Genomic DNA, 13,557 nt, shown 5'->3' on the forward strand with positions numbered 1-13,557 from the left:
CGCCTGACGAGAACGCGCTCAGTCGGTCCCGAGCGGGTCGATGGAGACGGCCAGCCACACCACCGCGCCGCCGACCAGGGCCAGCGAGAAGGTGTCGAACGCGCGCGACCGCACCGCGAGGATGCCCACCCGGTCCTCGGTGAGGAGAAGCCGCAGGCCCGCCGCGACCAGCACGGCGATGCCGAAGACGAAGGCGCCGCGACGCCAGCGGTCCGCGAGCACCAGCACCACCGCCGCGACGATGACGCCGACCACCACGAGGACGGGGATCTGGCGGCGCAACGCGGTCATGATCCGTCGGCGCCCGTACCGGCGGTGCGCTCGGCGCGTTCGACGACGTTGGACAGCAGGAACGCCCGCGTGAGGGGGCCGACCCCGCCGGGGTTGGGCGAAAGGAACCCGGCGACGTCCTCCACGCCCGCGGCGACGTCGCCGCGCAGGCCGTCCTCCGTGCGGGAGACGCCGACGTCGACGACGGCCGCACCGGGCTTGACCATGTCCGGCGTGATGAGCCCGACCACGCCGGCGCCGGCGACGACGATGTCGGCGCGGCGCACCTCGGCAGCCAGGTCGCGAGTTCCGGTGTGGCAGAGCGTCACGGTGGCGTTCTCGGATCGCCGCGTGAGGATGAGCCCCAGCGGTCGGCCGACGGTGACGCCGCGGCCCACCACCACCACGTGGGCGCCGGCGAGCGGCACGTCGTAGCGACGAAGCAGGTGCACGATGCCGCGCGGGGTGCAGGGCAGCGTCGACTCCTCGCCGAGCACGAGGCGGCCGAGGTTGACCGGGTGCAGTCCGTCGGCGTCCTTGTCGGGATCGACCCGCTCGAGCGCGCGGTTCTCGTCGAGGTGCTTCGGCAGCGGCAGCTGCACGATGTAGCCGGTGCAGGCGGGGTCCGCGTTGAGGTCGTCGATGACGGCGTCCAGCTCGTCCTGCGTGATGTCCGCGGGCAGGTCCCGGCGGATCGACGCGATGCCGACCTTGGCGCAGTCGTTGTGCTTGCCGCGGACGTACGCGGCCGATCCGGGATCGTCGCCCACCAGAACGGTGCCGAGCCCCGGGACGATGCCGCGGTCGCGCAGAGCCGACACGCGGGCGGTGAGGTCGACGAAGATCTCGTCGCGGGTGAGTTTGCCGTCCAGTCGCGTCGCGGTCACGGCGTTCAGTTTCCCACGCGTCGTCGGGCGGACGCGACGTGGCAGGCTGATCCGGTGTTTCGTCTGATGTTCCACGAGCCCCGCATCCCGCAGAACACCGGCAACGCCATCCGCCTGGTTGCCGGTACGGGGTGCGAGCTGCATCTGGTCGAACCCCTCGGCTTCGACCTGTCCGAACCGAAGCTCAGGCGTGCGGGATTGGACTACCACGATCTCGCGTCGGTCACGGTGCATCCCGACCTGGCGTCCGCGTGGGAGTCGTTGGCGCCGGACCGCGTCTTCGCGCTCACGGCGCAAGCGACGACGTCCTACGCATCGGTGCAGTACCGGGCGGGCGACGTCTTCCTGCTGGGCCCCGAACCCACGGGGCTCGCCCCCGAGGTGCTTGCCGATCCGCACGTGACGGACCGGCTCCGCATCCCCATGCTGGCGGGACGCCGATCGATGAACATCACCAATGCCGCGTCGGTGGTGGTCTACGAGGCGTGGCGCCAGCTCGGGTTCGAGGGCAGCGTCTGAGCGAGCCGGCTCAGGAGCGGCGGGCGCGGCGGCGGCGACGCAGCCGGAGCACTCCGATCACGAGCCCGACGACTACCGCGACGAGCACCACCCACGGCACCGCGGCGACGAGGAACAACCCCACCGCGGTGAGAGACCGTAGAAGAGCGTCCCAGCCGTCGGCGAAGGCGCCGCCGATGCCACCGCGGCTCGCGGTGTCGGTCTCGGTGATCTGCACCGATACGGCGGCGAGGTCGATCCGCTCCCGCAGGGACTGCTGCTGACCGCGCAGACTGTCCAACTCGCCCTGCCGGTCCGCGAGGGCCGTCTCGGCGGCGAGCAGGTCGGCGGTCGACGACGCGGTCGCGAGGAGGTCGCGCAGTCGGGTCACGGTGGCGTCGAGAGCGGCGATGCGGGCGTCGACGTCGATCACCTGGTCGGTGACGTCCGTCCGGTCCACGCCGACGGCGGTGACGCGGCCGATCGTGCCGAACTCGTCGAGAGCGGCGTCCACCTCGGCGGCCGGGACTCGGAGCGTCAGGGATGCGGAGGCGGGTCCGTCGTCCACCGACGGTGAGTCGGTGCGTGAGTCGACCCGGCCGCCGCGCTGCTCGGCGAGGTCCTGTGCGCGGTCCGCCGCGGCGATCGGATCGTCGGCGACGAGGGAGACGGTGGCGTTCACGACGTCCTCGCGGGTCGAGGGGACCTGCGAGCGCGCGGGGGCGGCCTCCGACAACGCGATGCCGGAGTCGGCGCCCGGGGCGGTGACGGCACTCGCGTCGCGCGATTCTCCGCCCGGCCCGAGTTCCGCGGCCCGCGTGGCACATCCGGCCGCCGTCAGCACACCCGCGATGCACAGGACGGCCAGGAAACTGCGCAGGATCGCCGGTCTCGGGAGCGCGGTTCTCATGGGCGCATCGTAGGCACGAGATCGGGCTCCGGGGACGATCCGCGCCCCGGCTCAGCGGAAGTCACGACTACGCAGCAACACCCGGAGGTCGAGGGGCTCGAGCTTGTCCGCCACCAGGGTGACCACACCCTCGGCGTTCTGCACGATGCCGCGGACGTAGAGCGCCTGCGAGAGCTGCGCGGCCTGTTTGTACTTGTGCCACACCCCCACCGAGCAGACCACGTTGATCATGCCGGTCTCGTCCTCGAGGTTGACGAACGTGACTCCGGCGGCCGTCGCCGGACGTTGCCGGTGCGTGACGGCTCCGGCCACCAGGACCCGGTCCCCGTCCGTCACCGACAGGAGGCGGTTCGCCGGGACCACCTGCAACTCGTCCAGCCGCTCCCGGAGGAACTGCGTGGGGTAGCTGTCCGGGGAGACGCCGGTGGCCCAGATGTCGGCAGCGGCGAGTTCCCAGGCGCTCATGCCGGGCAGCGACGGCGCTCGGATCGACGCCCCCACGGCGGGCAGGCGATCGGGACGCTCCGCGGCGGCGGCACCCGCGGCCCACAGCGCCTCCCGGCGGGTGATGCCGAAACACGCCAACGCCCCGGCCGTGGCGAGCGATTCCGCCTGGGCCACCGTCAGTTCCACCCGGCCGGTGAGGTCGAGCAGCGTGCGGAACTGCCCCTCGGCCCGAGCCGCGACGATCTTCTCGGCCAGGTCGGTGCCGATGCCTCGCACCTCGGCCAGACCGAGCCGGACGTCGAGGCCCGCGTTCTCGACGGTGGCGTGCGCGAGCGAGGCTCGCACGTCCGGGCCGTGCACCACCACACCGTGCCGGCGTGCGTCGGCCACCAGGGACTGCGGTGAGTAGAAGCCCATCGGCTGCGCCCGCAGCAGTCCCGCGCAGAACGCCGCCGGGTGATGGAGCTTGAACCACGACGAATAGAACACCAGCGACGCGAAGCTCTGCGAATGACTCTCGGGGAACCCGAAGTTGGCGAAGGCGTAGAGCTTGTCGAAGATGCGGTCCGCCTTGGGTCCGGTGATGCCGTGCAGGTCGCGCATGCCGGTGTAGAACCGCTCCCGCATCCGGTCCATCTTCTCCGGGCTGCGCTTGGACCCCATGGCGCGGCGCAGCTGATCGGCCTCGGTGGCGGAGAACCCCGCCACGTCGACGGCCATCTGCATCAACTGTTCCTGGAACAGCGGAACCCCGAGCGTGCGTTCGAGGGCGCGTTCGAGCGACGGGTGGTCGAACGTCACGGGCTCGAGCCCGTTCCGGCGCCGGACGTACGGGTGCACCGAGTGGCCCTGGATGGGACCGGGACGGATCAGCGCGACCTCCACCACCAGGTCGTAGAACTCCCGCGGCTTCAGCCGGGGCAGGGTGGCCATCTGCGCCCGCGATTCCACCTGGAACACCCCCACCGAGTCCGCCCGCTGGAGCATCTCGTACACCGCCGCCTCACCGAGGTCGAGCTCGGCGAGGTCCACGTGAATCCCCTTGTGCTCCTTCACCAGGTCGATCATGTAGTGCAGCGCGGAGAGCATGCCGAGACCGAGCATGTCGAACTTCACCAGGCCGACGGCGGCGCAGTCGTCCTTGTCCCACTGCAGGACCGTCCGACCCGCCATGCGCGCCCACTCGACCGGGCACACGTCGGCGATGGGGCGGTCGCAGATCACCATGCCGCCGGAATGGATGCCGAGATGACGAGGGAAGTTCTCGATCTGCGCCGCCAGCTCGAGGACGGGAACGGGGATGGTCGTCTCCCGCGACTCGGCGTCGAGGTCGGTCGCTCCCACGCCGGACCATCGGGTGATCTGCTTGCTCCACGCATCCTGCTGTCCCTGCGAGGCACCCAGCGCTCGCGCCATGTCCCGCACCGAGGACTTGCCTCGGTAGGTGATGACGTTGGCCACCTGCGCCGCGTAATCCCGGCCGTACTTGGCGTAGACGTGCTGGATGGCCTCCTCGCGGCGATCGGACTCGATGTCGACGTCGATGTCCGGTGGCCCGTCGCGTTCCACGGAAAGGAAGCGCTCGAACAGTAGGCCGTTGCGCACCGGGTCGACGTGCGTGATCCCGATGGCGTAGCAGACGGCGGAGTTGGCGGCCGATCCTCGTCCCTGGCACAGGATGTCGGCCCGCTTGCAGAACGCCACGATGTCGTGGACCACGAGGAAGTAACCGGGGAAGTTCAGCTGCTCGACGACCGTGAGCTCGTGTTCGATCTGGGCGTAGGCGGCCGGGTCCTCCTCCGGCGTGCCGTAGCGCCGCGCCGCGCCGCGGTAGGTCAGCTCGCGCAGCCACGAGATCTCGGTGTGGCCGTCCGGCACGTCGAACGGCGGCAGCTGCGGCGCGATGAGGTGCAGATCGAACGCGCACTCCTCCCCCAGTGCCGCCGCGCCGGACACGGCCGTCGGATACGGGGCGAACATCCGGTCCATCTCCGCTCCCGACCGCAGGTGCGCGCCCCCGAGTGGCGGCAGCCATCCCGATGCCTCGTCCAGGCTGCGCCGGGCACGCACCGCCGCCATCGCCATGGCCAATCGGCGGCGGTCCGGGCGGGCGAAGTGCGCGGCCGTGGTGGCGACGACGCCCAGCCCGTACCGGGCCGCGAGGCCGGCCAGCGCGTCGTTGCGCTCGTCGTCCTCCGGAACGCCCTGCGTGGTGAGCTCGACACTCACCCGGTCCGAGCCGAACCGGTCGATCAGATCCCGCAGCGCGGCGTCGGCCCCGGCGAGGCCGTCGCGGGCCAGGCCCGCACGGACACTGCCCTTGCGGCATCCCGTGAGGATCTGCCAGTGACCACCGGCGGCCTCGGTGAGCGCGTCGAGGCTGTACTGCGGGCGTCCCTTCTCTCCGCCCGCGAGATGCGCGGCGGCGATCTGCCGGGACAGCCGCCGGTACCCCTCCTGCCCGCGGGCGAGCACCAGCAGGTGGACGCCGTCGGGATCGACGGTGCCCGCTCTCGACTCCGCCGGGCCCGGGACCCCGGACAGCGCGCCGGACCCCGAGACGGAGTCACCGGCGAGGGACAGCTCGGACCCGAACACCGTCTTCATGCCGAGTTCCTTCGCCGCCTCGGCGAAGCGCACCACTCCGTACATGCCGTCGTGATCGGTCAGAGCGATGGCGCTCAAGCCGAGACGAACGGCCTCCTCGACCATCTCCTCCGGTTGCGAGGCGCCGTCGAGGAAGCTGAAGGACGAGTGCGCGTGCAGTTCCGCGTACGGCACCGCCGCGGCCGGGCGGCGCACCTCGCCCTCGTACGGCGAGCGCTTGCGGGACCACGCGGGGCTGTCCCCGCCGTCGCCCACGAGAGGATCGACCACCCTCGAACGTGGTTGGGGACGGCCGGAGAGCAGCCGTTCCATCTCCGTCCAGGTGGGCGGGCCGTCGTTCCATCCCACGTCTGCCCTCCCGTCTCCCCGCGTATCGCGTCCGGCACCGATTCGAACACGTGTTCGTATCGAGGACACCATTGCAGCACGGCCCACCGACACGTCGCAAACCCCGTTTCGCAACAGGACGAAACGGGCACAGAGGCACGATGGCCACCACCCCGAAGACCCCGACGGCAATGGTGTTCGCACCGTCGCCCCTGTTGACGATCACCCTCGACACCGCGCCGGGGGGCAACACCGAACTGCACGTCCACGCCGGCGGTCAGGGCCATTGGATCGCTCGCATGGCCGCCAACCTCGGTCTCGACGTCACCCTCACCGGCGCCTTCGGCGGCGAGAGCGGCGGCGTGCTGCGTGACCTGATCGCGCGGGAGAACATCACGGTCCGCGCCGTCGACCTCGGCACCGAATCCGGCTCCTACGTGCACGATCGCCGCGACGGGGAGCGTACGGAGATCGCGACCATCGACCCGCCGCCGCTCGCTCGGCACGCGCTCGACGACCTCTTCGGCCTCGCCCTCGAATGCGGCGCCGGTGCCGACATCGCCCTCCTCGGCGGCCCACACACCGACCGGGTCGTCCCGCCCGACTTCTACCGACGCCTCTGCAGCGACCTCCGCTCGCTCGGCACACCGGTGGTCGCCGACCTCTCCGGGGACACCGCCACCGCCGCCCTCGCCGGCGGTCTCACCGTGCTGAAGATGAGCCACGAGGATCTGATCGAGGACGGCCGGGCCGACTCCGAGGACCCCGACGATCTCGTCGGGGCCATGCGGTCCCTGCACGAGGAGGGCGCGGAGACCGTCGTCCTCTCGCGTGCCGCCGAACCGGCCCTCGCCCTCGTCGACGGCACGGTGTTCGAGGTGATCACCCCGCCGCTGGAGCAGACGGACCACCACGGCGCCGGCGATTCCATGAGCGCGGGCATCGCCACCGGCCTGGCGCACGGCGCCTCGATGGAGGAGGCACTGCGGCTCGGCGGCGCCGCCGGAACCGCGAACGTGACGCGGCGCGGACTGGGTACAGGACAGCGTGGACTGGTCGACACGGTCGCGCGATCGGTCGAGGTGCGACCGTTCCGACCGTGACGAGAACCGACGAGCCGACCGGGAGGTCACCGTGCGTGCCCTGATCACCAACGACGACGGCGTGTCGAGCCGCGGGATCGCCGTCCTGACGCGGGTGGCTCTCGCCGCCGGACTCGACGTCGTCGTCGCCGCACCGCACGAGGAACGCAGCGGCGCGTCCGCCGCCCTGTCCGGCCTCGAGGACGGCGGCCGGCTCCGCAGCACGCGCACCGCCGTCGACGATCTGGACGTCGACGCCTTCGCGGTGCACGCCTCCCCCGCCCTCATCGCCTTCGTCGCCTCGCGCGGCGCGTTCGGTCCGCGGCCCGACGTCGTGCTTTCCGGTATCAATCACGGTCCCAACACCGGGTCGGCGGTCCTGCACTCCGGCACCGTGGGCGCGGCGCTGACCGCCGTCACCCACGGCATCCCCGGTCTCGCGGTCTCGCTGGCCGGGTCGCCGGGCCGTGCGCAGGCCGACCCCCGGGACGACCCTCGGGTCGGCACGGACGCGTCCGGCCGATCCTGGGACACCGCAGCCGACGTCGCCGCCCGCGCTCTGCGCTGGTTCCTCGACCATCTCGACCCGAGCCACGTCGTCAACGTCAACGTGCCCGCGGTATCGCCGGCGGAACTGCGCGGCATGCGCTCCGCCCGGCTCGCGACCTTCGGCGCGGTGCAGGCCGAGATCGGCGATCGCGACGACGAGTTCGTCACCGTGCGGTTCGACGAGATCCACACCGAGAACGACGACGACAGCGACGCGAGTCTCGTCGCGCACGGGTGGGCCACGGTCACCGCACTGCGCCCGCCCACCGCGGTGACCGTCGACACTTCCGAGCTGGTCGACACTCCCGACTGACCGTCCGGTCCGAACACGTCACAGAGTTCCCTCGAGTCCGTTCACTACAGTCACGTCGGGGGTCAGTCGACGTACCACCTCGAGAGGGAGAACTGCTGTGACACGTTGGGCATCGTTCGTCGTGTCCCGGCCGTGGTGGGTCCTGATCGCCGCCGTCCTGATCGTGCTGACCGGCGCCACCTGGGGCCTCGGGGTGTTCGGCAAACTCAGCCAGGGTGGTTACGAGGATCCGGGCAGCGAAGCGGTCGCGGTGGCGCGCCAGATCCAGGGCCTGGGAACGGCAGCCCCGGACATCATCGCGATCTACACCGCCCCCGAAGGCCGCACGCTCGACGACATCGGTCCCGAGGTCACCGGGGTTCTCGACGCGTTCGAGGCGGAGGTGCAGCCGGAAAACGTCACGTCCTACTGGACCGCGCCCGCGGCGCAGAAGGAATTCCTCGAGTCGACCGACGGCACCAAGGGCCTCGCCACCGTCTCGCTCGGTGGCAGCACGGGCGTGACGCTCGCGTCGTTCGCCGACCTGCTGCCGAAGCTCGAGGCGCAGGGCATCGAGACGCAGTTCGCCGGAGCGTCCGTCGCCGGCATCTCCTTCAACACCCAACTCCAACAGGACCTGGTCCGTGCCGAGATCATCGCCATTCCGGTCACCCTGATCCTGCTGGTCTTCATCTTCGGCGGCGTGGTGGCCGCCGCGGTGCCGGTCGCCGTGGGCGCCCTCGCCGTGGCCGGCGCGCTGACCGTGCTGCGGGTGTTCACGGAGTTCACCGACATCTCGTCGTTCGCCATCAACGTCGCGTCGCTGCTGGGACTCGGCCTCGCCATCGACTACGGGCTGTTCGTCGTCAGCCGGTTCCGGGAGGAGCTACGCAAGGGCAGCGACGGTCACGAGGCCGCGAGGCGCACGGTCCTCACCGCCGGACGCACCATCGCGTTCTCGGGCCTGCTGCTCATTTGTGCGTTCGCCGGAATGCTGGTGTTCCCGCAAGCGATCATCCGGTCGCTCGGCTACGGCGCCATGGCCGCCGTCGGCTGCGCCGCAATCCTGTCCCTCACCGCGGTGCCCGCCGTCCTCGCCATCCTCGGACCACGCATCAACGCCATCACGTGGTCCCGTACCGCGTCCGATCGTGGCGAGGAACGCGCGCACCGGTTGTGGGGCGGCATCGTCACCCGCGTCATGCGCCGACCGGTGATCGTCGCCGCCGTCATCACCGGCGGCCTGCTGATCGTGGCGAGTCCGCTTCTGAAGACGACGCTCGGCGAGGTCTCCTACACCGCGCTCCCGCCGAACGATCCGGCGCGCGTCGCCTACGAGACGCTCACCGAGGACTTCCGCAGCACCGGCGACAGCGCCACCCTGGTGTTGACCGGCGACACCGCGCGCCCCGACGGGCCCGCGATCAACTCGGTGATCACCGCCACCCGCGGCCTCGAGGGCATCGAGAACGTCCAGTTCGGCACGGCGAGCGGCAACTTCGTGGTCATCGACGCGACCTTCTCGTCCGGCGTCGATTCCACCGAACAGCAGGAGGTGGTCAAGGAGATCCGGGCCATCCCGCAGCCGGCCGGCACCACGCTCACGGTGGGCGGCGCGGCCGCGCTGGTGCTCGACGGCAACACCGCGATCCTGAACTGGCTGCCGGTGATGCTCGCCATCATGGTGGGCTCGACGCTGGTACTGCTCTTCCTCGCGTTCGGCTCGGTGGTGCTGCCGGTGAAGGCGGTGGCCATGGCGGCCCTGAGCATGGCCGCGACGTTCGGCGCGCTGACGTTCATCTTCCAGGAAGGCAACGGCGCGTCCCTGCTCGGCGTGACCCCGGCCCCACTCGAGGCGACGTTCGTGGTGCTCATCCTCGCCGTCGTCTTCGGCCTGTCCACCGACTACGAGGTGTTCCTCATGTCGCGCATGGTCGAGGCCCGCACGGCCGGCGCCACCACGGAGGAGGCCGTGCTGGTGGGTGCGCAGCGCACCGGACGCATCGTCACCGCCGCGGCGCTGATCCTCATCATCGTCACCGGCGCGTTCGCGATCTCCGGCCTGTCGATCATGCGGTTCGTCGGGGTGGGCATGATCATCGCGCTCCTCATCGACGCGACGATCATCCGCATGTTGCTCGTACCGTCCCTGGTCAAGCTCATGGGCGAGGCCAACTGGTGGGCCCCGGCGTGGATGAAGCGGGTGCACGCGAAGGTCGGGATCGGGCACTAGATTTCTTCTCGATGTCACGAACCGACGCCGCATCTCGTCTCTGATATGTCGGCACATCGGAGAGGAACGACCATCGTGAGAATCGCAGTGGCAGGTGGAACGGGAACGACGGGACGACGGGTCGTGGACCACGTCCGGGACGCAGGACACGAGGCCGTGGTGCTGTCCCGGTCCGCCGGGATCGATCTGAGAGCCCCCTCGGGAGCGCTCGACGACGCCCTCACCGGCGTCGCGGCGGTGATCGACGCGAGCAACGTCACCACCCTGTCCCGGCCGGCGTCGGAACGGTTCTTCGGTGCCGTCACGCGCACGCTGCTGGACGCGGAATCCCGACTCGGGGTGGGGCATCACGTGGCGTTGTCCATCGTCGGGTCGGACCGCGTCGACACCGGGTACTACGCCGGAAAACGGCTGCAGGAGAAGCTGATCCGCGAGTCCGACGTGCCGTGGACCGTCGTCCGCGCGACGCAGTTCCACGAGTTCACCGACCAGACCCTGGCCATGACGCGGGGCCCGATCGCCGTGGTCCCGGTGATGCGGAGTCAGCCGATCGCCGTCGACGAGGTCGCGGCGTTCCTCGTCGAGGTGGCCGCGGCCGGGCCGCGGCGGGCCGTCGTCGAGATCGCCGGTCCCGCACCGGAATCGCAGGTGGATCTGGCCCGGCAGGTGCTGCGCGCCCGAGGATCGCGCCGCTTGGTCCTGCCCGTGCGCCTGCCCGGGTCCGCCGGTCGCGGCATGGCCTCGGGCGCCCTGCTGCCGACCGGCGACGTCCGCCGCGGCGAGCAGGATTTCGCATCCTGGCTCGCCGAGACCGCGTGACCGAATCCGCGTCCACCGACCTGGCCGAGGCGTTCCTGCGCGCCCGGCCGCGGTTGGTGCGCGTCGCCTACGCCGTCCTGGGCACCCTGGCCGACGCGGAGGACGTCGTGTCGGACTGTTGGTTCCGACTCGACGCGGCACATCGCGACCGGCCGATCGAGGACGTCGACGCGTGGACGACGGTGGTCGTCGCCCGCGCCGCTCTGGACGCACTGCGGTCCGCCCGGGTGCGTCGGGAGTCCTACGTCGGACCGTGGTTGCCGGAGCCGCACGTGGGCGACCCGATCCGCGCGTACGCCGTCGACGAGCCGGCGGACCGCGTCACGCTGGACGACACGGTGTCCTACGCCCTGCTGGTCGCCCTGGAGGCCTTGACCCCGGCCGAGCGCACGGCCTGGGTTCTGCACGATCTGTTCGCCGTCCCATTCGACGAGGTCGCCGTGACGCTCGGGCGGACGCCGGCGGCGGTGCGACAACTCGCGTCGCGGGCGCGCCGGCACGTCGCGGCGCGCGCACCGCGGATCGACGTCGATCCCCGCGACCATCGCCGCGCCGTCGACGCGTTCGTGCACGCCGCCGGCACCGGTGATCTGGCGTCGCTGATCGCGGTACTCGACCCCGACGTCCAGCTGGTCAGCGACGGCGGCGGCCTGGTCTCCGCGGCGCGTCGTCCGGTGGTCGGGGCGGACCACGTCGCCCGGTTCCTGCTCGGGATCGCGGCGAAGATCGGCCGGGGTTTCCGCGTCGACCCGCGTCGCATCAACGGCTCGACCGGACTGGTCGTCGTCGACGACGAGACGGTGCTCGGCGTCATGTCGATCGTCGCGGACACCACCGGCCGGGTGGTGCGCATCGACCTGATCCGGACCCCCGAGAAACTGCGATCCGTGCGGGCGAACCCGGCGGAGTGATCAGATGTCGAGGTGCTCGAGCACGGTGAGCGTCGGCGGGGCGACCAGCACGGTTCCGAGTTCACTCCGCCCCTCGGGCGACGCACGGAAGGCACGGTAGGCGGCGTCGTGCTCGCGGCTCTCCCACGTCTCGACGACCACGACGTGCGCGGGATCGTCGACGTCCGCGGTCACCTTGACGTTCAGGCAGCCGTCGAATCCGCGGGTGGCGACGAGCGTCTCGGCGAGGACGCGGTGCGCCTCGGGAAGGCGATCGGGATCGAGGCGGACTTCGAGCAGAGCGGTGACGGCCATCGACGACTCCTCGGTGAGTGCTGGGGTATCAGGGCGTGCGCAACCATCCTGGCACTCGGTCCCGAACGGCCCCGAACCACAGGGGCAGGAAGCCGCGCGAGAGGTAGAGCAGTGGGCCGATGGTGCCCGTCCACTTCACCGCTGCCAACACGCTCGACGTCGTGGCGGTGGCGTCGGTGATCCGCCGGGTGTCCTCGTGCATCCAGAGATTCACCACGTTCTCCGCGATGTCGGCCGTGGCGGCGACCGCGGGTGCGGCGAGGAGCACCGAGCGGGTGATCGGGGAGACGGGCAGCAGTTCGGACAGGCGCACGGCGGCGAGCCGCAGCGCCTTCGCGTACAGCACCGGGTGATGAAAGTTGGCGATGTAGCCCTTCCTCAGGTCGCGCGCCGCTCGCGGGCTCAGGTTCTCGATCACCGAGCGGTAGCGCGCACCCGACGGGCACACCTGCAGTTGCACGTACGCGGAGCCACCCGCCCCGGTGACGGTGATGAGGCTGTACTCGGAGACCCAGTACATGGCCGCCCGTCCGGCCAGTCGGGCATCGGTAGCGGTAGGGGTGAACGGCTCGGTCGACCGAGCAGGCAGCGACATGGCGCCGACCGTATCGGCGCGCCCGCCGAGGAACGCCCGGTCGATGCGGAGTCTGGACGGGTCACAGCCCGGCGAGGAACGGCTCCACCGCAGTCCTGAACTCCTCGAACCGATCTCGGTGCACACTGTGCCCGCTGTCGACCACGACCACCCGGCTGCGCGCGAGTCCGGCGACCGCGGCCGCGAGCCGATCCCGGTCGACCATGCCGGTGGGCCCGCCCACCACGAGGAGGACGTCCGCGGTCACGGAGGCCAACGCCGACCACCACGCCGGATCGGGCGTTCGGAACTGCGTGAGCGCGGGCGCCGTCATCGACCGATCGAACGCCAGCACCGCGCGCGGGTGGCGCACGATCGACGACAGCGCGTGCAACAACTACCGCGGCGACGGCGCGGCGCCCATGATCGGCGGCGGGTCGCCGGGACGCAGCGGCAGCGGAGCTTCCTCGACCACCAGCTTGCGCACCGCGTCGCCCCGGCGCTGCGCGACGAGCGTGGCCGTGTGTCCACCGAGCGAGTGCCCGACCAGGTCCACGCGTGTCAGGCGCAGCCGGTCCAGCAGGTCCTCGAGATCGTCCGCGAAGGCGGCGAAGGAGTAGTCCGCGGCGCGGCCACTGCGGCCGTGACCGCGGAGGTCGGGCACGATGACGCGCCGACCACGGCGGATCAGGCTCTGCGCGAACCGGTTCCACGTGGCGCCGTCTCCGCCCATGCCGTGGACGAGAACCACCGGCGAGTCCAGAGCGTCCTCGCCGCCGGAGTCGCGGTAGTACACGTGCGGACGGGTCGGACCGCTGCCGGTCGGGACGTTCTCGCGCGGGGCGTCGTCGGTACTC

The 13,557-nt window shown here is 71.2% G+C and carries 12 protein-coding genes and 1 pseudogene; 6 read left to right on the forward strand and 7 right to left on the reverse strand.

Annotated features, from left to right (window positions below):
• Window positions 1–18: 18 nt before the first annotated feature.
• Entirely contained in the window at window positions 19–291 is a 273-nt protein-coding gene (locus A3Q40_RS10590) for a DUF3017 domain-containing protein (protein ID WP_068102098.1), read from the reverse strand.
• Complete coding sequence (locus A3Q40_RS10595) at window positions 288–1,157, reverse strand: bifunctional methylenetetrahydrofolate dehydrogenase/methenyltetrahydrofolate cyclohydrolase (RefSeq protein WP_201132835.1); 870 nt, start codon at window positions 1,155–1,157, stop codon at window positions 288–290. Before A3Q40_RS10595 ends, A3Q40_RS10590 begins: the two co-directional genes overlap by 4 nt.
• Window positions 1,158–1,211: 54 nt before the next feature.
• Here A3Q40_RS10595 and A3Q40_RS10600 point away from each other — a divergent pair, with 54 nt between their 5' ends.
• The gene (locus A3Q40_RS10600; protein WP_068105922.1) at window positions 1,212–1,676 is read left to right on the forward strand and encodes a tRNA (cytidine(34)-2'-O)-methyltransferase; all 465 of its coding nucleotides are present in this window, start codon (window positions 1,212–1,214) and stop codon (window positions 1,674–1,676) included.
• A 10-nt stretch (window positions 1,677–1,686) separates the two neighbouring features.
• On the opposite strand, the gene A3Q40_RS10605 is transcribed toward A3Q40_RS10600, so the two are convergent.
• Window positions 1,687–2,565, reverse strand: coding sequence for a DUF4349 domain-containing protein (locus A3Q40_RS10605; RefSeq protein ID WP_068102100.1), 879 nt, complete (start codon window positions 2,563–2,565; stop codon window positions 1,687–1,689).
• Between the two features lie 51 nt (window positions 2,566–2,616).
• Window positions 2,617–5,967 (reverse strand): error-prone DNA polymerase, encoded by a 3,351-nt coding sequence (locus tag A3Q40_RS10610; protein WP_068102102.1) that lies wholly within the window; start codon window positions 5,965–5,967, stop codon window positions 2,617–2,619.
• Between the two features lie 140 nt (window positions 5,968–6,107).
• Between A3Q40_RS10610 and A3Q40_RS10615 the strand changes: the two genes are divergently transcribed.
• The 5 genes from A3Q40_RS10615 (at window position 6,108) to sigJ (ending at window position 11,832) form a co-directional block, all read left to right on the forward strand.
• Window positions 6,108–7,049: a 1-phosphofructokinase family hexose kinase gene (locus A3Q40_RS10615; protein ID WP_068102104.1), complete on the forward strand. Its 942-nt coding sequence runs from the start codon at window positions 6,108–6,110 to the stop codon at window positions 7,047–7,049.
• Between the two features lie 31 nt (window positions 7,050–7,080).
• Entirely contained in the window at window positions 7,081–7,890 is an 810-nt protein-coding gene (surE, locus tag A3Q40_RS10620) for a 5'/3'-nucleotidase SurE (protein WP_068105924.1), read from the forward strand.
• A gap of 97 nt (window positions 7,891–7,987) precedes the next feature.
• Entirely contained in the window at window positions 7,988–10,102 is a 2,115-nt protein-coding gene (locus A3Q40_RS10625; RefSeq protein WP_068102106.1) for an MMPL family transporter, read from the forward strand.
• 75 nt (window positions 10,103–10,177) lie between these two features.
• Entirely contained in the window at window positions 10,178–10,921 is a 744-nt protein-coding gene (locus tag A3Q40_RS10630; protein ID WP_068105929.1) for an SDR family oxidoreductase, read from the forward strand.
• Window positions 10,918–11,832, forward strand: coding sequence for an RNA polymerase sigma factor SigJ (gene sigJ / locus A3Q40_RS10635; protein WP_235606266.1), 915 nt, complete (start codon window positions 10,918–10,920; stop codon window positions 11,830–11,832). The genes A3Q40_RS10630 and sigJ overlap by 4 nt, the downstream gene beginning before the upstream one ends.
• Here sigJ and A3Q40_RS10640 read toward each other — a convergent pair whose 3' ends face one another.
• The 3 genes and pseudogenes from A3Q40_RS10640 to A3Q40_RS10650 form a co-directional block, all read right to left on the reverse strand.
• The gene (locus tag A3Q40_RS10640; protein ID WP_068102108.1) at window positions 11,833–12,126 is read right to left on the reverse strand and encodes a putative quinol monooxygenase; all 294 of its coding nucleotides are present in this window, start codon (window positions 12,124–12,126) and stop codon (window positions 11,833–11,835) included.
• A gap of 28 nt (window positions 12,127–12,154) precedes the next feature.
• Window positions 12,155–12,721: a hypothetical protein gene (locus A3Q40_RS10645; RefSeq protein ID WP_069972927.1), complete on the reverse strand. Its 567-nt coding sequence runs from the start codon at window positions 12,719–12,721 to the stop codon at window positions 12,155–12,157.
• A 61-nt stretch (window positions 12,722–12,782) separates the two neighbouring features.
• Window positions 12,783–13,496, reverse strand: a pseudogene (locus tag A3Q40_RS10650) (alpha/beta fold hydrolase).
• Window positions 13,497–13,557: the final 61 nt, after the last annotated feature.

Origin of the sequence: Rhodococcus sp. PBTS 1 (assembly GCF_001620025.1) — a bacterium.
Classification (GTDB): domain Bacteria; phylum Actinomycetota; class Actinomycetes; order Mycobacteriales; family Mycobacteriaceae; genus Rhodococcoides; species Rhodococcoides kroppenstedtii.

Coding starts and splice junctions, on each gene's coding strand:
- A3Q40_RS10590 (WP_068102098.1), bottom strand. CDS start 291: ATGACCGCGTTGCGCCGCCAGATCCCCGTCCTCGTGGTGGTCGGCGTC.
- A3Q40_RS10605 (WP_068102100.1), bottom strand. CDS start 2,565: ATGAGAACCGCGCTCCCGAGACCGGCGATCCTGCGCAGTTTCCTGGCC.
- A3Q40_RS10615 (WP_068102104.1), top strand. CDS start 6,108: ATGGCCACCACCCCGAAGACCCCGACGGCAATGGTGTTCGCACCGTCG.
- A3Q40_RS10640 (WP_068102108.1), bottom strand. CDS start 12,126: ATGGCCGTCACCGCTCTGCTCGAAGTCCGCCTCGATCCCGATCGCCTT.
- A3Q40_RS10645 (WP_069972927.1), bottom strand. CDS start 12,721: ATGTCGCTGCCTGCTCGGTCGACCGAGCCGTTCACCCCTACCGCTACC.